This window comes from Streptomyces sp. NRRL F-6676 (assembly GCF_000725625.1).
Taxonomy (GTDB): Bacteria; Actinomycetota; Actinomycetes; order Streptomycetales; family Streptomycetaceae; genus Streptomyces.
In genome coordinates, this window is record NZ_JOHS01000002.1 from 191,313 (window position 1) to 213,460 (window position 22,148).

Genomic DNA, 22,148 nt, shown 5'->3' on the forward strand with positions numbered 1-22,148 from the left:
GTGGAGCGGGCGCGCACGGGTGGAGCACGAACATGCGGACGACGCCCACGGTCCGCGGGGCGGGCGGCGACCCGTCCGGTGTCCTCTGCGCTGCCCCCTTTGCTGTCCCCTGTGACGGATGTGACGAGCGCGTTGCGATCGTCACGGGTTCCGTCCGAATCCGTGGGTGTTCCACCGGTCGGCCCGGGCAGGAGACATGCTGAACGTGCCGGTGGCACGGAAGGGCCGGCATTCCCGACGGCGCGAGCGGCGTCCTTCCCGCACGGAGCGGGGACGGTGACGCGCGTGCCGTCCGGGGCGGTGATCCGTGCGTCGTCCGGAACGGTGGTCCGTACATTGTCCGGAACGGTGGCGGGTACACCCTTTCGTGCGGGTACCGAGTCGTGTAGTGCGTCGTGTACGTCGTGTAGTGAGTCTTGAATTGTGAACTGGTGAATCGGTGAGGTGAAGCGCTGATGAGCACCACCCGGCCTTACTCGCCGGGCGACCGCGGCCCCGAGCCCAGCGGCGCTTCCGGGGTGACCGCGGACGGGGCGGTTTCCTCGGAGGGTCCGTCGTCCGTGCCGTCTGCGTCTTCCGCGTCCGCCGCGTCCGACGGTGGTTCCGTTTCCGCCGGTGGGCCCGCGTCCGCCGCGGGCGCACCGCCGTCCGGTGGGCGGCAGGTGCGGCGGCTGAACTTCGACGGGGCGAGCGGGGTGGTGCCGCTCGCGCGCGACTTCACCCGGCAGGCGCTCTACGCGTGGGGCTGGCTGCCGGCCGACTCCGCGGACCGGCGGGCCGCCGCGGAGGACGTCCTGCTGGTCGTCTCGGAGCTGGTCACCAACGCGTGCCTGCATGCCGAGGGGCCCGAGGAGCTGTACATCACCTGCGACAACAAGGTGCTGCGGATCGAGGTCTCCGACCGGGGGGCGGGGCAGCCGGCGCCGCGGAATCCCCACCGGGCGGGTCGGCCTGGCGGCCACGGCATGTTCATTGTTGAGCGGTTGTGTTTGGACTGGGGGGTTGTGCGGGCTGATGGCGCGGAAGGCGCCGCCGGTTCAGTGGGGAAGACGGTTTGGGCGGAGTTGGGGGCGCCGTAGCCCTCCGGGCGGGGTGCGCCGTAGCCCTCCGGGCGGGGTTCGCCTGGGTTCGCCTGGGTTCTTTCGCCCCCGCCGCCCCTACCCTCCCCCGAGCTCTCAACTTCGTTCGAGCAGGGGGGACCCCCACGTCCCTTCAAGGGGCTCCGCCCCTTGGACCCCGGAGAGCTCGGGTGGGTGGGGCTGTGTGGGGAGTGCGGGTGGGTGGGGGCTTGTCGCGCCCCCGCGGCGCAGCCGCGCAAGAGACACAGCCCCGCGCCCCTTAGGGGCGGGGTTGCGCTGCTCGCGCCCTCGCGCCCTCGCGCCCTCGCGGCGGAGCCGCGTGCTAGTCACAGCCCCGCGCCCTTTATCGCCCCCGCGGCGGAGCCGTGTGACGGTCGCAGTTCCGCGCCCCTGTGGGTGAACGCATGGTGAAGGGCGGCGGCCTCCCAAGGAGGCCGCCGCCCTTCAGGTGTGTCGCGTGTGCCTCAGCGCACGTCGCCCATCAGTTCCTTGACCTTGTTGCGGTAGAGCCAGACCGCCGCGCCCGCGACGACCGCCAGCGTGGCCTCCAGGGCGACGATGCCGTTCCTGTTGAGGTCGACGCCCGCGATGGAGAGCAGGCCCGTCGTCGCGTCGCCCGCGGTGACCGCGAGGAACCAGACGCCCATGAGCTGCGAGGCGTACTTCGCCGGCGCCATCTTCGTCGTCACCGACAGGCCCACCGGCGACAGCAGCAGCTCGCCCATCGTCTGGACGAAGTAGATCGCCACCAGCCACAGCGCGGCCGCCTTGTGGCCGCCGTCGGCGATCGACAGGGGGGCCAGGAAGACGAAGAAGGAGACGCCGACCAGCATCAGACCGGAGGCGAACTTCACGACCGTGCTCGGCTCCTTGCCGCGCCGGTTCAGCGCCAGCCACACCGCGGCGAACACCGGTGCGAACGCCATGATCAGCACGGGGTTGACCGACTGGTACCAGGAGACCGGGAAGCCCCAGCCGAGGACGGTGTTCTTCGCGGACTCGTCCGCGAAGAGCGACAGCGTCGAGCCGCCCTGGTCGTAGATCATCCAGAACACGGCCGCGGCCACGAAGAACCAGATGTACGCGGTCATCCGGGACTGCTCGGCGCGGTCCAGCGAGCGGTCCCGCTTGATGCGCGCGATGACGAACACCGGGATGACCAGGCCGGCCACGGTGATCGGCACCATCAGCCAGTTCAGCGTGTAGACGCCGGTCAGGCCGATGATCGCGTAGAAGATCACGGCGGCGGCCGCCCAGGCGCCGGTCTTGCGGAGCGTGGAGGACTTCTCGCGGGCCGACAGCGGCGTGGGGACGACGTCGGAGCGCGGGCTCAGGTGGCGGGTGCCGAGCAGGAACTGGGCCAGGCCCAGGCCCATGCCGACCGCCGCGAGCGCGAAGCCCAGGTGCCAGTTGACGTTCTCGCCGACGGTGCCGATGGCCAGCGGGGCGGCGAAGGCGCCGACGTTGATGCCGACGTAGAAGAGCGTGAAGCCGCCGTCCCGGCGCGGGTCGTCGGGGCCGTCGTACAGGTGGCCGACCATCGTCGAGATGTTGGCCTTCAGCAGACCCGAGCCGATCGCGACCAGTCCGAGGCCGCCGTAGAACGTGCCGGCCGACGGCAGCGCCAGTGTCAGGTGGCCCAGCATGATGACCGCGCCGGCGACGGCGACCGTCTTACGGGGGCCGAGGACGCGGTCGGCGACCCAGCCGCCCGGCATGGCGAGCAGATAGACGAGCGAGAGGTAGACCGAGTAGATCGCGGTCGCGGTGGTGGCGCTCAGATGCAGACCGCCCGGGGCCACCAGGTACAGCGGGAGCAGAGCCCTCATGCCGTAGTAGGAGAACCGTTCCCACATCTCGGTCATGAAGAGGGTGGCCAGTCCGCGGGGGTGGCCGAAGAAGGTCTTGTCGGAGCCGGGGGTGCCCGGGCGGACCGAGTCCTTCGTCAGGCTGGACGCCATGGTCGTTCCTTGCTGGTCGGGACGCGGTACGAAGCGTTGCGCCCGGTGGGGGGAGGCCGGCACCGGCGGTCGGGCGCCCACCCCACGCTCAGGGGGAGTCCGCTCCGGATCACGGAGCGGCGGACGGCGACCACCGGGATCCACGCCCCTCGCGTCGTCGCGCACGCGCTCGGGGCCCGGCCACAGGTCGTTGTTCGCAGGGCCGGAGAACCGGCCCGACCGGATCGGTGGGGGACCGGTCCGTGCACGGGCCGGTGGGGCCGACCCGTGCGGGCCGGGAAGAACCGGCCCGCGCGCCCGTACAAAAAGGGACCCGGCGGCAAGCCCGCCGCAGGTCCGCTCCCGGTTGTCCGGGTTGTTGTCACAGGCGCTCAATCTCACGATACGACACCACACCGCCCGGTATGGAAGCACTTGAGACGTGAATCACAGGTACGGACGGAACCGAACACCCGTTTCCAAGCTCTTTCCCTACTTCCCACCCCATGGTCGCAGGCCGTACGGCCCGACGCGAACCGGTGCCGGCCGACCGGCCACCCTCCCAGCTCAAGGTAAGAGAGCGGGGTGCCGATCACCCCCTCACCTCTTGCACTGGTCGGACTACCATCACCCCATGACCCGTGTACTGCTCGCAGAGGACGACGCGTCCATCTCGGAGCCACTGGCCCGCGCCCTGCGCCGGGAGGGCTACGAGGTCGAGGTGCGCGAGGACGGACCGACCGCGCTCGACGCGGGGATGCAGGGCGGCGTCGACCTGGTGGTACTCGACCTCGGGCTGCCCGGCATGGACGGGCTGGAAGTGGCCCGCCGGCTGCGCTCCGAGGGGCACACCGTCCCGATCCTCATCCTGACCGCGCGCGCCGACGAGGTGGACACCGTCGTCGGACTCGACGCGGGCGCCGACGACTACGTCACGAAGCCGTTCCGCCTCGCCGAACTGCTGGCCCGGGTCCGGGCGCTGCTGCGCCGCGGTGCCACGGAGCCGCAGCAGCCGCCCGCCACCCACGGAGTGCGGATCGACGTCGAGTCGCACCGGGCGTGGATGGGCGACGAGGAGTTGCAGCTGACGGCGAAGGAGTTCGACCTGCTGCGGGTGCTGGTGCGGGACGCCGGCCGGGTCGTCACCCGCGACCAGCTGATGCGCGAGGTCTGGGACACCACCTGGTGGTCGTCGACGAAGACGCTGGACATGCACATCTCCTGGCTGCGCAAGAAGCTGGGCGACGACGCGGCGAACCCCCGTTACATCGCGACGGTCCGCGGCGTCGGCTTCCGCTTCGAGAAGAGCTGACGAGGCCCCGGCAACCGTGCGCCGCCGTCTCATCCAGTCCACCCTCGCCGTCGTCCTCGTGGTGATCGCGGTCTTCGGCGTCTCCCTCGTCATCGTCGAGACCCGCACCATCAGCAACAGCGCGCAGGAACGCGTCGACTCCGAGGCGCTGCGCCTGGCCAGCATCGTCGACGGCCGCATCCTCGACCACGAGAAGGTCACCGCCGCGGCGCTCAAGGAGCAGCTCAAGGGCCAGGTCACCGAGGACCGCTACGCCGTCGTCACCCTGCCGGGCAAGGCGCCGGTCGAGGTCGGCTCCCGGCCCACCGGCGACGTCATCCACGCCACCACCCGGGGCGAGGAGGGCGAGACGGTCCACGTCGAGGAGCCCCGGTCCACCGTGACCCGCGAGGTCGGCCGCACGCTGCTGATCATCGGACTGGTCGCGCTGCTCGCGATCGTCGCCGCCGTGCTGCTCGCCGTGCGCCAGGCCAACCGGCTCGCCTCCCCGCTCACCGACCTCGCCTCCACCGCCGAGCGGCTCGGCTCCGGGGACCCCCGCCCGCGGCACAAGCGGTACGGGGTGCCCGAGCTGGACCGGGTCGCCGACGTGCTCGACTCCTCCGCCGAACGCATCGCCCGGATGCTCACCGCCGAGCGGCGGCTGGCGGCCGACGCCTCCCACCAGCTGCGCACCCCGCTCACCGCGCTGTCCATGCGCCTTGAGGAGATCACCCTCACCGACGACCCGGACACGGTGAAGGAGGAGGCGACCATCGCCCTGACCCAGGTCGAGCGGCTCACGGACGTCGTGGAGCGGCTGCTCACCAACGCCCGCGACCCGCGCACCGGCTCCGCCGTCTCCTTCGACCTCGACGAGGTCATCCAGCAGCAGGTCGCCGAGTGGCGCCCCGCCTACCGCAGCGAGGGCCGGGCCATCGTCAGCTCCGGCAAACGGCACTTGCAGGCCGTGGGCACGCCGGGGGCGGTCGCGCAGGTGCTGGCCGCGCTGATCGAGAACTCCCTGATGCACGGCGGCGGCACGGTGGCGCTGCGCACCCGTGTCACCGGCAACCAGGCGGTCATCGAGGTCACCGACGAGGGCCCCGGCGTCCCCTCCGACCTGGGCGCCCGCATCTTCGAGCGCACGATCAGCGGACGGAACTCCACGGGCATCGGCCTCGCCGTCGCCCGCGACCTCGCGGAGGCGGACGGCGGGCGGCTGGAGATGCTCCAGGCGCAGCCGCCGGTCTTCGGCCTGTTCCTGTCCCGTACGCCGCTGAAGAAGACCCCGGCGGGCGACGAGCCCCGGCCGACGGTGCGCTGAGCCCGGCCGTCAGCGGGGCAGGCGCCGGGGCGGCGCCGCCTCCTCCAGGAACGATTCCGCGCTCGCCACGGTCTCCTTGGCGGGCAGCGCGCGGAACACCCAGGTGCGGTACGACCAGAAGCGGAAGAGGGTCGCGACGCCGATGCCGAGGAACTTGAAGATGTTGCTCTGCAACGGGCTGTCCCAGCCGAAGCCGTACGTCGCCACGTACAGCACCCCGTTCTCGATCACCAGGCCGGCCGCGCTGAACAGCAGGAACAGCGTGAGTTCCTTGGTACGGCCGCTCTTGTCGCGGTCCCGGTAGGCGAAGTAGCGGAACCCCACGTAGTTGAACGCGATCGCGACGATCGTGGCGATCACACTGGCGCGGACGACCTGTAGATCGGTGGCGTGCCGTACGAGGTTGAAGACGAGCAGATTGACGAGGAGGCCGGCGCCGCCGACCGCGCCGAACTTCACGACCTCGCGGCCGAACTGCTGGACCTGCCGGCGCAGGCCACGGCGAGAGGCGCCCCGCACCCCCGTGGAACCATTGCCCATCGTCTCGCCAGCCCCCGTCGGGTCGCATCCACCGGCCACCCCCGCAGGGGCGACCACAATCCCCCCATGCTAACCAGCGCGCCGTCGCGGCGGCGCGAGCGACGAGGACGCGAGGTCACAGGGCGGGTCGGCGGGCCGAACCCCCCGCCGGATAACCTGGGGAACGTGACGTTCCCGGTAGTCGGCATGGTCGGCGGAGGCCAGCTCGCGCGTATGACGCACGAGGCAGGCATCCCGCTCGGCATCAAGTTCAAGCTCCTGAGTGACACTCCTCAGGACTCCGCGGCACAGGTCGTGCACGAAGTCGTCGTCGGCGACTATCGCGACCTGGACACGCTGCGCGCCTTCGCACGCGGCTGTGACGTGATCACCTTCGATCACGAACATGTGCCGACCGAGCACCTCAGGGCCCTGGAGGCGGACGGCATCCCGGTCCGCCCCGGCCCCGACGCGCTCGTGCACGCCCAGGACAAGGGGGTGATGCGCGCCAAGCTCGACGCGCTCGGTGTCCCCTGCCCACGGCACCGCATCGTGAGCGACCCGCAGGACGTGGCCGCGTTCGCCGCCGAGGGCGTGCCCGAGGGCGCCGGGGGCGACGGCTTCCCCGTCGTCCTCAAGACCGTCCGCGGCGGCTACGACGGCAAGGGCGTCTGGGTCGTCGACTCCGTCGAGGAGGCCGCCGAACCGTTCCGCGCCGGCGTCCCCGTCCTCGCCGAGGAGAAGGTCGACTTCGTCCGCGAGCTCGCCGCCAACGTCGTCCGCTCCCCGCACGGCCAGGCCGTGGCCTACCCCGTCGTCGAGTCCCAGCAGGTCAAGGGCGTCTGCGACACGGTGATCGCCCCGGCGCCCGGCCTGGAGGAGTCCCTCGCCCTGCGCGCCGAGGAGATGGCGCTCAACATCGCCAAGGAACTGGGCGTCGTCGGCCACCTCGCCGTCGAGCTGTTCCAGACCCGCGACGGCCGCATCCTCGTCAACGAGCTCGCGATGCGCCCGCACAACTCCGGCCACTGGTCGATGGACGGCGCGGTCACCAGTCAGTTCGCCAACCACGTCCGCGCCGTCCTGGACCTTCCGCTCGGCGACCCGCGCCCGCGCGCCAAGTGGACCGTCATGGTCAACGTCCTCGGCGGCGACTTCCCGGACATGTACTCCGCGTATCTGCACTGCATGGCCCGTGACCCCCGGCTCAAGATCCACATGTACGGCAAGGACGTGAAGCCCGGCCGCAAGGTGGGGCACGTCAACACCTACGGCGACGACCTCGACGACGTGCTGGAGCGCGCCCGTCACGCAGCCGGCTACCTGAGAGGCACGATCACCGAATGAGCCCCGCCGCACAGCCCGTCGTCGGCATCGTCATGGGGTCGGACTCCGACTGGCCCGTCATGGAGGCCGCCGCCAAGGCCCTCGACGAGTTCGAGATCGCCCACGAGGTCGACGTCGTCTCCGCGCACCGCATGCCGCGCGAGATGATCACGTACGGCGAGCAGGCCGCGGAGCGGGGTCTGAAGGTGATCATCGCGGGCGCGGGCGGCGCCGCCCACCTGCCCGGCATGCTCGCCTCCGTCACCCCGCTGCCCGTCATCGGCGTACCCGTGCCGCTGAAGTACCTGGACGGCATGGACAGCCTGCTCTCCATCGTGCAGATGCCGGCCGGCGTGCCCGTCGCCACCGTCTCCGTGGCCGGCGCGCGCAACGCCGGGCTGCTCGCGGCCCGCATCCTCGCCGCCCACGACGAGGAACTGCTCTCCCGCATGCGGGAGTTCCAGCAAGAGCTGAACGACCAGGCCACCGAGAAGGGCAAGCGGCTGCGCGCCAAGGTCGACGGCGCGGGCGGCGGCTTCGGCTTCGGCCCGGGCGCGGGGAAGTGACGGCGATGACCTCCACGACCTCCGCCTCCCTGGACGCGGCACGCGAACTGCTGCGCGAGTTCCCCGTCGTCGACGGCCACAACGACCTGCCCTGGGCGCTGCGCGAGCAGGTCCACTACGACCTCGACGCCCGCGACATCGCCGGCGCTCAGCAGGACCACCTGCACACCGACATCCCCCGGCTGCGCGCCGGCGGCGTCGGCGCCCAGTTCTGGTCGGTCTACGTCCGCTCCGACCTGCCCGGCGCCGTGACGGCGACGCTCGAGCAGATCGACTGCGTACGGCAGCTCATCGACCGCCACCCGGACGCGCTGCGCGCCGCGTACACCGCCGCCGACATGGAGGCGGCCCGCGCCGAGGGCCGGATCGCCTCCCTGATGGGCGCCGAGGGCGGCCACTCCATCGACAACAGCCTCGGCACCCTCCGCGCGCTGTACGCGCTCGGCGTGCGCTACATGACGCTCACCCACAACGACAACGTGGCGTGGGCCGACTCGGCCACGGACGAGCCGGGCGTCGGCGGCCTGTCGGCCTTCGGTCGCGAGGTCGTACGGGAGATGAACCGGCTCGGCATGCTCGTGGACCTCTCCCACGTGGCCCCCAGCACCATGCGGGCCGCGCTGGACACCACCTCGGCGCCGGTGATCTTCTCGCACTCCTCCGCCCGCGCGGTCTGCGACCACCCGCGCAACATCCCCGACGACGTACTGGAGCGGCTGCCCGGCAACGGCGGCGTGGCGATGGTGACGTTCGTCCCCAAGTTCGTCCTCCAGGCCGCCGTCGACTGGACGGCCGCCGCCGACGAGAACATGCGGGCGCACGGCTTCCACCAGCTGGAGACCACGGCCGAGGCCATGGCGGTGCACCGCGCCTTCGAACAGACGCACCCGCGCCCGGTCGCCACGGCGGCCACCGTCGCCGACCACCTCGACCACATGCGCGAGGTCGCCGGCGTCGACCACCTCGGCATCGGCGGCGACTACGACGGCACGCCCTTCACCCCCGCAGGTCTCGACGACGTCTCGGGCTACCCGAACCTCATCGCCGAACTGCTCGACCGGGGCTGGTCACGGGCCGACCTCGCCAAGCTGACCTGGCAGAACGCCGTCCGGGTGCTCGGCGCCGCGGAGGACGTGGCCCGCGCGGAGCAGGCCGCCCGGCCGCCGTCCAACGCCACGCTGGAGCAGCTCGACCGATAGCGGCAGCCGGGCGGGCGGCGGCCGTCGGGCCGCCTGCCCGCCTGCCGCCGGGAGCCCTCAGTGCTCGTACCCCTCCGCCGCCCGCTTCTCCCGCAGCTCGCGGATGGCGCGGCGGCGGGCCAGCCGGTGGGTGCGCCGGATCTGCGCCTCCTGCTGCCGGCGGCGGTCCCGGTCGGTCTCCGGAAGCACCGGCGGCACCGGGCGCGGCTTCCCGTCGGCGTCCACCGCCGCGAAGACGAGGTACGCCGAGCCCACGTGGGTGGCCGGCGTCGACTCGTTCCAGCGCTCGGCAAGGACCCGCACCCCCACCTCCATGGAGCTGCGCCCGGTCCAGTTGACCTGCGCCTTCACATGGACCAGGTCGCCGACCCTGACCGGCTCCAGGAACACCATCTCGTCCATGGAGGCGGTCACCGCGGGCCCGCCGCAGTGCCGTCCGGCCACGGCACCGGCCGCGTCGTCGACCAGCTTCATGACCACTCCGCCGTGCACCGTGCCCAGCAGGTTCGTGTCGTTGTGGGTCATGATGTGGCTGAGCGTGGTGCGGGAGGCGGATACGGGCTTGGCGGGAAGCCCCTCCGGAGTCGCCGACGAGGCGTGGTCTGTCATGACCTCCACCTTATGCGTCGCCGTCGTTCGAAGACTTTGTGTCGGCTTCGCAACAGCACTGGCCCAGTTTTCCAGGACCCCTGTAAGGCACACAGCCCGGCACTGCACACTGGGCGGCATGAACGAGTGGCCGGACGGGTGGTCCGAGAGCAACAGCGGCAATCGGTACGGACGCGGCAGCGCCGGTGCGCAGCCCGAGGGCGCCCGGTCGATGCGGCAGGTCCGGCGCGGCCCGGGGCAGGGCTACGGTCCCTCCGCCCCGCCGCACGGCAGGGTCCCGCAGCAGCCGTCGTACGTCGACGGTGGTGCCGGCGGTGCCGGCGGCGGGCAGGGCGGTTACGACGACGGCTCCGGCTACGACAGCGGCTACAACACCGGCCATGTCTACGGCGGCGGCCCCGGCGCGGGCGGCCCGGCCGGGACCGGCGGCGGGCGTCCCGCCCCGAACTGGCGGCGCCGCATCAAGTGGACCGCGATCACCGTCGTCACGGTGCTCGTGGTGACCACCGTCGGCACGTACTTCTGGGCCGACTCCAAGCTCAACCGCGACGTCGACCTGTCCAAGGTCATCGACCGCCCCGCCGAGGGCGACGGCACCAACTACCTGATCGTCGGCTCCGACAGCCGCGAGGGCCTGTCCGCCGACCAGAAGAAGGACCTGCACACCGGCTCCGCCGAGGGCAAGCGCACCGACTCGATGATGATCCTGCACGTCGGCGACAGCGGCGACACCCTCATCTCGCTGCCCCGCGACTCGGACGTCGAGATTCCGACGTTCAAGGGCTCGGAGTCCGGCAAGACCTTCCAGGGCACCGGCAAGCACACCAAGCTCAACGCGGCCTACGCCACCGACGGGCCGACGCTGCTGGTGCGGACCGTCGAGTACAACACGGGCCTGCACATCGACCACTACGTCGAGATCGGCTTCGCCGGGTTCGCCAACATCGTGGACGCGGTCGGCGGCGTCGACATCACCATCGACAAGGCGTTCAAGGACAAGTACTCCGGCGCCGACTTCAAGGCGGGCAAGCAGACGCTGAACGGCGAGGAGGCCCTGGCCTTCGTCCGCACCCGGCACGCCTTCGCCGCCAGCGACCTGGAGCGCACCAAGAACCAGCAGAAGTTCCTCGCCGCCCTCGCCCACCAGGTGGCCACCCCCTCCACGGTCCTCAACCCGTTCAAGCTGTACCCGACGCTCGGGGCCGGCCTGGACTCGCTGATCGTCGACAAGGACATGTCGCTGTGGAACCTGGCGTCCATGTTCTGGGCGATGAAGGGCGTCAGCGGCGGTGACGGCACCTCCATGAACATGCCGATCTCCGGCTCCAGCGGCGGCAACCTCGTCTGGGACAAGACGAAGGTGAAGACGCTGGTGAACGAGCTGAACAACGACGAGAAGGTGACCGTCTCGGGCAACTGAGGCGGGCGCCCGCGCCCGTACCCCGAACGCCCCGCCCACCAGGAAGCCGCCGGGGCTCCGTGCGACCGTGAACCGAACCCGTTCACGACACAGGGAGCCCGCCATGGCCGACCTGCAGGACGAGCTGCACACGACCACCGGACTGGGCGGGTTCGACACACCCCTGCCCGGCTCGGAACGGCCCGCGGCCCGCTCCCCGCAGGACGCCGGGGGCAGCGGGGAAGGCACTGAGGAAGGCGCCGGGGAAGGCACCAAGGCGGGCGCCGAGGAGGGCACCGGGGAGGGCGGTCCGCTGGAGCGGGCCCGGGCCCTCCTCGCCGTCCATCCCGTGGCCGACGGCCACAACGGGCTGGCCCGGGTGCTGCGGAGCCTGCCCTGGTACGACCTCGAACTCGGCGAGAGCGCCCTCGGCACCGATCTGCCCCGGCTGCGCGCGGGCCACGTCGGCGCCCAGTTCTGGTCGCTGCACCTGCCCGATCCCCTCACCGGCGAGCGGGCCGTCGGCGCCACCCTCGAACAGCTCGACCTGGTCCGTACGGTGGTCGGCGCCCACCCCGAGGGGCTGCGGCTCGCGTACGACGCCGGGCAGCTCGCCGACGCCCGCAACTGCGGCCGTACCGCCGTGGTCCCCGGACCCGCGGTGGCCGCCGCGATCGGCGACTCCCTCGGCATCCTGCGCTCCCTGCACGCCCTCGGACTGCGGCTGCTCACGCTCGCCCGGGCCTCCTGGGCGAGTGAGGCGGGGCTGACCCGGTTCGGCGAGGAGGTGGTCCGCGAGATGAACCGCCTCGGCGTCCTGGCCGACCTCTCCGGTGCCTCCGACGCCACCGCCCGCCGCTGTCTCGCCCTCTCCAAGGCGCCGGTCGTCTTCACCCGCTCCGCCGCCCGCGCGCTGCGCCCGCACCCGGCCAACCTCCCCGACGACCTGCTCACCGAGCTGGGCACCGCGCACGGGCTGTGCCTCGTCCCGCTCACCGCCGAGCAGACCGGCCCCTCGCTGCGGGACGTCGCCGACCACCTCGACCACGTCCGCCGGCTCGCCGGGGCGCACTGCGTGGGCCTCTCCGGCACGTACGACACCGGGACCGCGCACCCCGGCGGCCTGGCCGACACCTCCCGCTACCCGCACCTCGTCGCCGAGCTCCTCGACCGCGGCTGGACCGACTCCGACGTGGCCCTGCTGACCTGGGGGAACGTGCAGCGGGTGGTGCGGTGCGCGGACTTCACGGCCCGTGCGGCCCAGCAGCGGAGGGGACCCTCGGCGGCACGGATCGCGGACCTGGACGGCTGAGACGGCTGAGACGGCTGAGACGGCAGAGACGGCTGAGACGGCAGAGGGCCCCGGGCGGATGTCCGCCCAGGGCCCTGCGTCGCACGCGGGTGCCGTCAGCCGCCGTGCTCGATGCGGCAGAGGCAGAACGGATGCCCCGCCGGGTCCGCGTAGACCCGGAAGTCCTCGCCCTCGGGTGCCTGAAGCCGCCGGGCGCCGAGCGCCAGCACCTTCTCCTCGGCCGCGTCGATCTCCGCCCAGGTGCTGCCGCCGTCGAAGTCCAGGTGGAGCTGTTGCGAGTTGCGGTCGGAGCGCGGCCACTCCGGCGGGGTGTAGTCCTTCCCGGCCCGCTGGAAGGCGAGCCGGGGCCCGCCGGGCACCTGGACGACGACCCAGTCGTCGCCCCCGTCCTCGGCCTCCGGGGTGCCGCCGGCGATCCGGGCGTAGAACTCGGCGAGGGCGGACGGATCGGGGCAGTCGAGCACGACGGAACGGAACCGGGCGACGGTCTCGGGCATGGGGCGTCCTCTCTCGGGGGGCCGGCCGGCGGCGTGGCTCAGCCGGCACACAGGCAGAACGGGTGCCCCGCCGGGTCCGCGTAAACGCGGAAGGTGCGCGTGCGGTCGTCGGTCTCCAAGGGCGTGGCGCCGAGCGCGAGGACGTCCTTCTCCGCCGCGTCGAGGTCGTCGACCGTGAGGTCGAGGTGGAACTGCTGCGAGGCGTCGGGCGCGGGCCACGTGGGCGGCACGAAGCCGGGGGCGGCCTGGAAGGCCAGCGGGGTCGCGCCGCCGGGCAGCTCGAGGTCCACCCAGTCGCCCTGGTCCTCCACCGTGCCGCCGAGCACCGCGGCGTAGAACCCGGCGAGGGCGTGCGGGTCGGGACAGTCCAGGACGACGGTGCCGAGCGTGGCGAGAGCCATGACGATCTCCTCCAGGTCCTACGGGCGACTGGTTACCCCATGCTGCCGTCCTTCCGGTAACGCCGCAAGGGGGCGGAGCGGTACCGTCACTGGCATGAGTGAGCGAGTGCCCGCGCCGGGAGGTCTGGCCCTGGTGCAGGACCTGGTGAACACGCTGGACCTCGAATCGGGCGCCGACTCGCTCGACACGGCGGAGGGCAGGGCGCGCTTCGGGCTGGCCGGGGAGCGGGAGACGGCGGCGGCGCGGGAGTTGCGGGAGGCGCTGCGGGCGACCCTGCTGGCCCACGCGGGCCACCCGCCCCACCGGGAGACCGCCCCGCTGGACGTGCTGCTGGCCGAAGCACCCCTGGTGGTGACCGTCGGCACGGACGGCACGGCGTCCCTGGCCCCGACGGATCCCCGCCCCCTCACCTCCCGCGTGGCGGCGGCCATCGCGGAGGCACTGGTGGCAGGCACCTGGCCCCGCCTGAAGGCCTGCGAGGCGACCGACTGCCACTGGGCGTACTACGACCGCAGCCCGGCGGCTCGCGGCCGCTGGTGCTCGATGTCGTCCTGCGGCGCGAGAGCGAAGATGCGCCGCTACAGAGCGAAGTAGAAAGAGGGGAGGGGGGCGCCCCATAAGGGGCGCGGGGAACCGCGCGGCGCACCCCCACCGGCCGTCAGCCGACAACGCACCCCCCGGGGTCCAAGGGGCGGCGCCCCTTGAAGGGACGGGAAGGGTAGGGGCGGAGGGGGCGAAAACCCCTCCCCGCACGCCCCCTCCCCGGAAAACCGCTACGGCAGGTTCCGCGCCATCACGATCCGCTGCACCTGATTCGTGCCCTCGTAGATCTGCGTGATCTTCGCATCCCGCATCATCCGCTCGACCGGGTAGTCGCGCGTGTACCCGTACCCCCCGAGCAACTGAACGGCGTCCGTGGTGACCTCCATGGCGACGTCCGAGGCGAAGCACTTCGCGGCGGCGCCCTGGAAGGTGAGGTCGGCATCGCCACGCTCGGACTTGGCCGCGGCGGCGTAGGTGAGCTGCCGCGCGGCCTCGATCTTCATCGCCATGTCGGCGAGCATGAACTGGATCCCCTGGAAGTCGCCGATCGGCTTGCCGAACTGCTTGCGCTCCTTCACGTACCCCTTGGCGTAGTCGAGCGCCCCCTGCGCGATCCCGAGCGCCTGCGCGGCGATGGTGATGCGGGTGTGGTCGAGCGTCTTCATCGCCGTGGCGAAGCCGGTGCCCTCCGCGCCGATCATGCGGTCGGCGGGGATGCGGACGTTGTCGAGGTAGACCTCGCGGGTCGGGGAGCCCTTGATGCCGAGCTTCTTCTCCGGGGCGCCGAAGGAGACGCCCTCGTCGGACTTCTCCACCACGAACGCGGAGATGCCCTTGGACCGCTTCTCCGGGTCGGTGACGGCCATCACCGTGTAGTACTCGGAGACGCCCGCGTTGGTGATCCAGCGCTTCACGCCGTTGAGGACGTAGGTGTCGCCGTCGCGGACCGCGCGGGTCTTCATGCCGGCCGCGTCGGAGCCCGCGTCCGGCTCGGAGAGGCAGTAGGAGAACATCGCGTCGCCCTTGGCGAGCGGGCCCAGGTACTTCTTCTTCAGCTCCTCGGAGCCGGAGAGGATCACCGGCAGCGAGCCCAGCTTGTTGACGGCCGGGATGAGGGAGGAGGACGCGCAGACGCGGGCCACCTCCTCGATCACGATGACCGTGGCCAGCGCGTCGGCGCCCGCGCCGCCGTAGCTCTCGGGGACGTGCACGGCGTGCAGGTCGTTCGCGGTCAGCGCGTCCAGCGCCTCCTGCGGGAAGCGGGCCTCCTCGTCCACCGCGGCGGCGTACGGCGCGATCTTCGCCTCCGCCAGCGAACGGATCGCGTCGCGGAGCATGTCGTGCTCCTCCGACGGGCGGTACAGGTCGAAGTCAGCCGATCCGGCCAAGGTCTCTCACGCTCCCAGAATGCTGCGGCGGCGACGCCGGTGCTGCGGCGATGACGCTAACTACCGTTAAGTAACCCGAATTCTAGAGCCCGTCCGCGTCCCTGGACAGGTGAGTTCGACAACAACGGGAAGGCGACCGGCGAAGTGGCCCGTCCCCGCCCCGGATATGCTCGGGCGCGCACAATCGGCCGGACACCCCTGGAGCAGCCATGGCCCTGAAGATCACCGTGATCGGCACCGGTTATCTCGGCGCGACGCATGCCGCGGCCATGGCCGAACTGGGGTTCGAGGTGCTGGGGCTCGACGTGGTGCCCGAGAAGATCGCCATGCTGGAGCGCGGCGAGACGCCGATGTACGAGCCGGGCCTGGAGGCGCTGCTGCGCCGGCACGTCGCCGGGATCGAGGGCTCGACCGGCCGGCTCCGCTTCACCCTGGACTGGGCCGAGGCCGCCGACTTCGGCGACATCCACTTCGTCTGCGTGAACACCCCGCAGAAGCACGGCGAGTACGCGTGCGACATGTCGTACGTGGACTCCGCCGTCGAGTCGCTCGCCCCGCATCTGAAGCGGCCCGCGCTGGTGGTCGGCAAGTCCACCGTGCCGGTGGGCTCCGCGGACCGGCTCGCGGCCCGCCTCGCCGAGCTGGCGCCGGTCGGCGAGCAGGCGGAGCTGGCCTGGAACCCGGAGTTCCTGCGCGAGGGGTTCGCCGTCGAGGACACGCTGCACCCCGACCGCATCGTCATCGGCGTGCGCAGCGAGCGCGCGGAGGCGCTGCTGCGCGAGGTGTACGCGACGCCGGTGGGGGAGGGCTCGCCGTTCGTGGTGACCGACTTCCCGACCGCCGAGCTGGTGAAGACCTCCGCCAACTCCTTCCTCGCCACGAAGATCTCCTTCATCAACGCCATGGCCGAGGTGTGCGAGGCCGCCGACGGCGACGTGGCCAAGCTGGCCGAGGCGATCGGCTACGACGACCGGATCGGCCGCAAGTTCCTGCGGGCCGGGATCGGCTTCGGCGGCGGCTGCCTGCCCAAGGACATCCGCGCGTTCATGGCCCGCGCGGGCGAGCTCGGCGCCGACCAGGCGCTGACCTTCCTGCGCGAGATCGACTCCATCAACATGCGCCAGCGCGGCCGCATGGTCGAGCTGGCCCGGCAGGCGCTGGGCGGCGGCCCGTTCCTGGGCAAGCGGGTCGCGGTCCTCGGCGCGACGTTCAAGCCGGACTCCGACGACGTACGCGACTCACCGGCCCTCAACGTCGCCGGCCAGATCCATCTCCAGGGCGGCCAGGTCACGATCTACGACCCCAAGGGCATGGACAACGCCGCCCGCCTCTTCCCCACCCTGACCTACGCCCCCTCCGCCCTGGAGGCGGTCCGCGGCGCCGACGTCGTCCTGCACCTGACGGAATGGCGCGAGTTCCGCGAACTCGACCCGGCGGTCCTCGGCGAGGTCACCGCCACCCGCCTCCTCCTCGACGGCCGCAACGCCCTCGACGCCGACCTCTGGCGCAAGGCCGGCTGGACGTACCGCGCGATGGGCCGCCCGACGGCGTAGGGGGACCGCGCCCCAAAGGGGCGCGGGGAACTGCGCGAGAAGCCCCACCGGCCGTCAGCCGACCACGCACCCGCGGGGTCCAAGGGGCGGAGCCCCTTGAGGGATGGGAAGGGTAGGGGCGGCGGGGGCGAGAGAGCCCCCACCGCAACGCCCCCCTACGGGCACACCACCTCGTCGCCCTTCACCACCTCCGGGTCGTCGGAGGACGGGGTCGGGGCGACCTTCACCTTGCGTACGTCCTTGAAGTCCGTGCCCACCGTGACCTTCAGGACCGGGCCCTGGCCCGGGACCGCCCGCAGTTCGCTGCCCGGCAGCGCCGTGGACAGCGACCGCGCCGACCGGTCCCAGCGCGGGTCGTACTCGACGACCGTGCGCCGCACATCGTGCGCGACCGCGTCCGCCGGCTGCGCCGCCGACCGGAACCCCAGCCCCGTCAGCGCCCGGTCCACCCGCCCGGCCAGCCCCTTCGTCGTCGTCCCGTTCAGCACCCGCAGCCGGATCTGCTGCGGCGGCACCTCCACCGTCGGCGTCCGGTCCACCGGCGCCTTCCGGTGCGGCGCCGCCAGCGGCCGGTCCTCGCGCAGCGCGTCGAACAGCTTGCGCGCCTTCTCCTCGTCCCACTTCAGCGTCGAGCCGATCCCCTTCACCGGGAACGCCATCTCCGCGATCGGCACGGTCGTGAACTCCGACGACGACGGCGAGAAGTTCCGCATCGCCCGCCCCAGGTCGAGGAGTTCGTCCGCCCCGAACCCCTTGTCCGCGCGCACCGACCCGAGCACGGCCCGCGTCACGTCCCGGAACTTCATCGGGTTGAGCAGCACCCCGGAGGACGTCGTCCGCTCCAGCAGGGCGGCCAGAAAGCGCTGCTGACGCCGCATCCGGCCGAGGTCGGAGGCCCCGTCGGCGTGCCGGGAGCGCACGTACTGAAGCGCCTGCCCGCCGGTCAGCCGGTGCGTGCCGGCGGGCAGGTCGAGGCCGGTGTACGAGTCCTTCAGCGGTTCCGGCGTGCACACCTGCACCCCGCCGAGCACGTCCACCGTCCGCATGAAGCTGGTGAAGTCGACCTCCACGTAGTGGTCGATCTTCAGGTCGGTCATGTGCTCGACGGTGCTCACCGTCAGATTCGGTCCGCCCTCGGCGTACGCCGCGTTGAGGCGGACCGGGTGCGCGGCCCGCTGCTGCCCCGTCCTCGGGTCGGTGCGCGCGGGCACCTCGGCGTAGGAGTCGCGGGGCAGGCTGACGACGCTGGCCCGCTCCCGGTCGGCCGAGACGTGCACGATCATCATGGTGTCCGTGCAGTGGCAGGGCGCCCCGCCGAGATGGAAGTCGCGGCGCTCGGCGGCGGTGAGCCGGTCGCGGCCGTCGGTGCCGACCAGCAGCACGTTCATGCCGTGGCCCGCCGCGGGGCGGTTCTTCATGTCGCGGAACGCGTCGACCCGGTCGATGTCCGACTCGATGCTGCTGACCACCGCGTGCCCGATGCCGGCGGAGGCGAGGACGACCACGGAGAGCGTGGTCGCCATCCGCGTCGCCCACCGCGGCCTGCCCCGCCGCAGCCGGGGCCGCCCGACGCCGCCCGGCCGCCGCCGGCCCGCCGCCCGCAACGGCGCGGCGGCACCCGGCCGGGACGGCACCGGCGCACCGGCACCGGGCCGGGGCGGCACGGGCGCGGGCGGCCGGTGGGGCGGCGGGGGCACGGGAGGCTCGGACGGTGCGGGCACGGGGGACACCTCCGTGACGAGGGGGCCTGAACCGTGAGCACGGTATGCCCATACGATCTGCGGCCCGCCGCAGCAACCCGGCGGCGCGCACCCGTGTCCCCCGATCGCGGTAACGTGAGCACCGATTCGGATGAGAACTCTCCGGACGAAGACCCCCGGACGACAATCCGGATGAAACCCCCCGGACGAAAAGACGAGATGGGATCCCACCACGTGAGTCAGGTGCGCTCCGACGGGCAGCTCCCCGCCGTGTCCGTGATCATGCCCGTCCTCAACGAGGAGCGGCACCTGCGCGGAGCCGTCACCGCGATCCTGGCCCAGGAGTACGCCGGCGAGATGGAGGTGGTCATCGCCCTCGGTCCCTCCGGCGACCGTACGGACGAGATAGCCGCCGAACTGGTGCGCGAGGACGCGCGCGTGCACACCGTGCCCAACCCGACCGGCCGCACCCCCGCCGCGCTCAACGCCGCCATCAAGGCCTCCCGGCACCCGATCGTGGTCCGCGTCGACGGCCACGGCATGCTCTCGCCGAACTACATCGCCACCGCCGTACGCCTCCTCGAGGAGACCGGTGCGCAGAACGTCGGCGGCGTCATGCACGCCGAGGGCGAGAACGACTGGGAGCGCGCGGTCGCCGCCGCCATGACCTCGAAGATCGGCGTCGGCAACGCGGCCTTCCACACCGGCGGCGAGGCCGCCCCCGCCGAGACGGTCTACCTCGGCGTCTTCCGCCGCGAGGCGCTGGAGCGGCAGGGCGGCTACAACGAGGAGTTCATCCGCGCCCAGGACTGGGAGCTGAACTTCCGCATCCGCGAGGCGGGCGGCCTCATCTGGTTCTCGCCCGAGCTGCGGGTCTCCTACCGGCCACGCCCCAGCGTCCGGGCGCTGGCCAAGCAGTACAAGGACTACGGCCGCTGGCGACACGTGGTCGCCCGCTACCACGAGGGCTCGATCAACCTGCGCTACCTCGCCCCGCCGACCGCCGTGTGCGCGATCGCGGCGGGGATCGTGGTCGGCGCCGCCCTGACCCCGTGGGGCTATGTGATCCCTGCCGGCTATCTCGCGGCGATCGCCGCCGGGTCGCTGCCCGCGGGCAAGGGGCTGCCACTGAAGGCGCGGCTGCGGATCCCCGTCGCGCTGGCCACCATGCACATGTCGTGGGGCTGGGGCTTCCTGACCAGCCCCCGCTCACTGGCCCGCAAGGTGATCGCCTCCCGCCGCCCGGCCGTGACCGCCCCGGACACGGACACCAGCACCGCCGTCGGCTGACCCGCCGCCGGCCGACCGTACGGCACCACGGAAGCGGGCCCCTCCCCGACGGCGAACGCGCCGGGGAGAGGCCCGAGTCGTGTCTCACCAGGTGTAGTTCGGGTCCACCTTCATGCACGCCCCGGTGTCCGAGCCCTTGTCGAGCTTGGCGGACGAGGGCACCTTGTCGTCGTCCTCCGGCGCCTTGTAGGTGCTGCCCGAGCGCCAGTCGGCGCCCACGTACAGGGTGACGCCGGAGACGTCCGTCGACTTCTCCACCGCGTTCGTCGGGATGCCGAGCTCCTTGGCGACCCGCCGGGCGTCGCCCTCCAGGTCCGCGCTCGGATAGCGGACGACCGTGGTCTCCTCGGACGGCAGCGTGGCGCCGTCCGCCCTGGCCTGGGTGAAGCCCTTGCCCGCCAGCAGCTGCGTCACCTGCGTGGCCCGTCCGCCGACCGGGGCCAGCGCGTCGGTGCGGGTGCCGTTCACCACCTGCACGGAGATCTTGTCGTCGGCGGCGGCCGGGTCCGACGGCTTCTTCTCCTTGGCCTTCTTCTTGTCCTTGCCGTCCAGCGCCACGTCCTCGCGCACCAGACGGAACAGCTTGTCCGCGTCCTCCGGCTTGGGCAGCACCCGGTTGCCGTCGGAGGAGTACACCCACGGCATCGTCGTCATGCTGATCCGGTTGGTGGGGACCTTGCGCAGCTCCATGCTCAGGTCGTACAGCTTCTTCACGGTGCCGAGGCCGTCGTCGACGGTGAGCGACTTCGTGGCCGTCTCGGCGAGCTTGCGCATCTTGTTCGGGTTGCCCAGCGTGGCGTTCTCGCGCAGCTGGCGGACCATCGCGTTCATGTACTGGTGCTGCGCCTTGGTCCGCGCGATGTCGCTGCCGTCCTCGAACCCGTACCGGGTGCGCAGCCACTCCAGGGCCTGCTTGCCCTTGACGTACGTGGTGCCCTTCTTCAGCTTCAGGCCGGAGCCGTGGCCGGTCGAGGTGTGCGAGTAGACGTTCTTGTCGACGCAGACCGGGACGCCGCCGATGGCGTCGGCCATCGACACCACGCCCGCGAAGTCGACCATCATGAAGTGGTCGATGTGGATGCCGGTCAGCTTCTCCCAGGTGGCGACCGTGCAGCCGGGGCCGCCGTGGTTCAGGGAGTCGTTCGTCATGGCCAGCGACGTGGTCGCCTGGTAGACCTTCTTGGTCTTGGGATCGGTGCACTTGGGCAGGTGCAGCAGGGTGTCGCGGGGCATGCTCACCACCGACATGTTGCTGCGGTCCGCCGAGACGTGCACCAGCATCTGCACGTCCGCGCGGGCGTCCCCGCCGAAGGTGTCCTTCGCGCCGCCGAGCTTCTGGTTCTCCTTGCTGTCGCGTGCGTCGGAGCCGATCAGCAGGATGTTCAGGGGGGTCTGGCCGGCCGCGTTGGGGGTGGGCTTGGCGGCGCGGTCCTTGGAGTCGCCGAGGTTGAGATCGTCCTTCTTGATGTTGGCGTTGAGGTGCTGGTAGTAGAGGTATCCGGCACCGGCGGTCCCGAGTATCACCACCGCCAGGACCGTCGCCGACCAGCGCAGCACCCGGCGTCTGCGGCGCGGCCGGCCCGCCGCGTTGCCGGACCCGTCGCCGTCGCCGTTCCCCGGGCCGCCGCCGCGCCGGTGGCCGCCGCCACGCGCGGCCGGGCCGCCGTCGCCGTCACCGTTCTGGGAGTGGGCGCCGCCGGTCTCCTTGGTGCCCTGCGCGGCACCGCCCCGGGCCTCGGCCCCCGGGGCGGTGCCGGTCCTGTCCCCGGCTCCGTCCCCCTCGTAGAGGTCTTCGTGCCAGCCGAGATCACCGGCGTCCCGGGCGCGTGGTCGCGCCCCCTCTCCCCGCACACCGCTAGGCACCATCGCCGCCCTGCCTCCCACCCTGCGCCCGTCACACGGGTCCGTTCACGGTCCGGCCGGGCGCCCCGTCGCGCCCGGTCCGGACCATCGCCGTACGGTTGGACGCCCCACGCGCCCGACCGGATGTATCCGCGCGGGTAAGAAACCGTGTCCGCCGTTTCTCGCGGCCGTACGGCTCCCCGCGTCCGGCCGGGCGCGCGGTGCGGCCCGGCCGGCGGCGGGAGCCTCCGTGTGGCACCCGCCCGATGTCCTCGCGTCCCGTTGGACGCCGCACACGCCGTACCGGATGGGCTCCGGCGGCGGTGCGTCTGCGCCCTGTTAGACGCGCAACGGCCCCGTCAGGTC

General features: G+C 72.2%; 19 protein-coding genes. 11 read left to right on the top strand and 8 right to left on the bottom strand.

Annotated features, from left to right (window positions below):
* Window positions 1-455 precede the first annotated feature (455 nt).
* A complete protein-coding gene (locus tag IO29_RS03155) occupies window positions 456-1,079 on the top strand; it encodes an ATP-binding protein (protein ID WP_030377536.1) in 624 nt (207 codons plus the stop codon).
* A 464-nt stretch (window positions 1,080-1,543) separates the two neighbouring features.
* Here IO29_RS03155 and IO29_RS03160 read toward each other — a convergent pair whose 3' ends face one another.
* The gene (locus IO29_RS03160) at window positions 1,544-3,040 is read right to left on the bottom strand and encodes an oligopeptide:H+ symporter (protein ID WP_030377537.1); all 1,497 of its coding nucleotides are present in this window, start codon (window positions 3,038-3,040) and stop codon (window positions 1,544-1,546) included.
* Between the two features lie 613 nt (window positions 3,041-3,653).
* Here IO29_RS03160 and IO29_RS03165 point away from each other — a divergent pair.
* Together IO29_RS03165 and IO29_RS03170 are read left to right on the top strand one after the other, a co-directional pair.
* Complete coding sequence (locus tag IO29_RS03165; RefSeq protein WP_030377538.1) at window positions 3,654-4,331, top strand: response regulator transcription factor; 678 nt, start codon at window positions 3,654-3,656, stop codon at window positions 4,329-4,331.
* A 16-nt stretch (window positions 4,332-4,347) separates the two neighbouring features.
* A complete protein-coding gene (locus IO29_RS03170; protein ID WP_030377539.1) occupies window positions 4,348-5,637 on the top strand; it encodes an ATP-binding protein in 1,290 nt (429 codons plus the stop codon).
* A gap of 9 nt (window positions 5,638-5,646) precedes the next feature.
* Here the strand turns inward: IO29_RS03170 and IO29_RS03175 are convergent, their stop codons facing one another.
* Window positions 5,647-6,177: a GtrA family protein gene (locus tag IO29_RS03175; protein WP_030377540.1), complete on the bottom strand. Its 531-nt coding sequence runs from the start codon at window positions 6,175-6,177 to the stop codon at window positions 5,647-5,649.
* A gap of 165 nt (window positions 6,178-6,342) precedes the next feature.
* On the opposite strand from IO29_RS03175, the gene IO29_RS03180 reads away from it, so the two are divergent.
* From IO29_RS03180 to IO29_RS03190, 3 genes are read left to right on the top strand one after another with little or no spacing between them, the layout of a single operon-like run.
* Window positions 6,343-7,503 carry a 5-(carboxyamino)imidazole ribonucleotide synthase gene (locus tag IO29_RS03180; RefSeq protein WP_030377541.1) on the top strand — a complete coding sequence of 387 codons (1,161 nt, stop codon included), beginning with the start codon at window positions 6,343-6,345 and terminating at the stop codon, window positions 7,501-7,503.
* Complete coding sequence (purE, locus tag IO29_RS03185; protein ID WP_030377542.1) at window positions 7,500-8,048, top strand: 5-(carboxyamino)imidazole ribonucleotide mutase; 549 nt, start codon at window positions 7,500-7,502, stop codon at window positions 8,046-8,048. The genes IO29_RS03180 and purE overlap by 4 nt, the downstream gene beginning before the upstream one ends.
* 5 nt (window positions 8,049-8,053) lie before the next feature.
* Complete coding sequence (locus IO29_RS03190) at window positions 8,054-9,247, top strand: dipeptidase (RefSeq protein WP_030377543.1); 1,194 nt, start codon at window positions 8,054-8,056, stop codon at window positions 9,245-9,247.
* 57 nt (window positions 9,248-9,304) lie between these two features.
* On the opposite strand, the gene IO29_RS03195 is transcribed toward IO29_RS03190, so the two are convergent.
* Entirely contained in the window at window positions 9,305-9,856 is a 552-nt protein-coding gene (locus tag IO29_RS03195; RefSeq protein WP_030377544.1) for an acyl-CoA thioesterase, read from the bottom strand.
* Window positions 9,857-9,974: 118 nt separating this feature from the next.
* Here IO29_RS03195 and IO29_RS03200 point away from each other — a divergent pair, with 118 nt between their 5' ends.
* Together IO29_RS03200 and IO29_RS03205 are read left to right on the top strand one after the other, a co-directional pair.
* Complete coding sequence (locus tag IO29_RS03200) at window positions 9,975-11,276, top strand: LCP family protein (protein WP_030377545.1); 1,302 nt, start codon at window positions 9,975-9,977, stop codon at window positions 11,274-11,276.
* A gap of 103 nt (window positions 11,277-11,379) precedes the next feature.
* Window positions 11,380-12,567 (top strand): dipeptidase, encoded by a 1,188-nt coding sequence (locus IO29_RS03205; RefSeq protein WP_030377546.1) that lies wholly within the window; start codon window positions 11,380-11,382, stop codon window positions 12,565-12,567.
* A 95-nt stretch (window positions 12,568-12,662) separates the two neighbouring features.
* Here IO29_RS03205 and IO29_RS03210 read toward each other — a convergent pair whose 3' ends face one another.
* Together IO29_RS03210 and IO29_RS03215 are read right to left on the bottom strand one after the other, a co-directional pair.
* Window positions 12,663-13,064: a VOC family protein gene (locus IO29_RS03210; protein ID WP_030377547.1), complete on the bottom strand. Its 402-nt coding sequence runs from the start codon at window positions 13,062-13,064 to the stop codon at window positions 12,663-12,665.
* 38 nt (window positions 13,065-13,102) lie between these two features.
* Window positions 13,103-13,465, bottom strand: a complete 363-nt coding sequence (locus IO29_RS03215) for a VOC family protein (protein ID WP_030377548.1) — start codon at window positions 13,463-13,465, stop codon at window positions 13,103-13,105.
* A 94-nt stretch (window positions 13,466-13,559) separates the two neighbouring features.
* Between IO29_RS03215 and IO29_RS03220 the strand changes: the two genes are divergently transcribed.
* Complete coding sequence (locus tag IO29_RS03220; RefSeq protein WP_030377549.1) at window positions 13,560-14,060, top strand: CGNR zinc finger domain-containing protein; 501 nt, start codon at window positions 13,560-13,562, stop codon at window positions 14,058-14,060.
* Between the two features lie 179 nt (window positions 14,061-14,239).
* Here IO29_RS03220 and IO29_RS03225 read toward each other — a convergent pair whose 3' ends face one another.
* The gene (locus tag IO29_RS03225; protein ID WP_030377550.1) at window positions 14,240-15,397 is read right to left on the bottom strand and encodes an acyl-CoA dehydrogenase; all 1,158 of its coding nucleotides are present in this window, start codon (window positions 15,395-15,397) and stop codon (window positions 14,240-14,242) included.
* 209 nt (window positions 15,398-15,606) lie between these two features.
* On the opposite strand from IO29_RS03225, the gene IO29_RS03230 reads away from it, so the two are divergent.
* Entirely contained in the window at window positions 15,607-16,950 is a 1,344-nt protein-coding gene (locus IO29_RS03230) for a UDP-glucose dehydrogenase family protein (RefSeq protein ID WP_030377551.1), read from the top strand.
* A gap of 155 nt (window positions 16,951-17,105) precedes the next feature.
* Here IO29_RS03230 and IO29_RS03235 read toward each other — a convergent pair whose 3' ends face one another.
* Window positions 17,106-18,671 (bottom strand): LCP family protein, encoded by a 1,566-nt coding sequence (locus tag IO29_RS03235; protein ID WP_078618069.1) that lies wholly within the window; start codon window positions 18,669-18,671, stop codon window positions 17,106-17,108.
* A 198-nt stretch (window positions 18,672-18,869) separates the two neighbouring features.
* On the opposite strand from IO29_RS03235, the gene IO29_RS03245 reads away from it, so the two are divergent.
* Entirely contained in the window at window positions 18,870-19,940 is a 1,071-nt protein-coding gene (locus IO29_RS03245; protein ID WP_030377554.1) for a glycosyltransferase family 2 protein, read from the top strand.
* 84 nt (window positions 19,941-20,024) lie between these two features.
* Here the strand turns inward: IO29_RS03245 and IO29_RS03250 are convergent, their stop codons facing one another.
* Window positions 20,025-21,806: an LCP family protein gene (locus tag IO29_RS03250; protein ID WP_030377555.1), complete on the bottom strand. Its 1,782-nt coding sequence runs from the start codon at window positions 21,804-21,806 to the stop codon at window positions 20,025-20,027.
* Window positions 21,807-22,148: the final 342 nt, after the last annotated feature.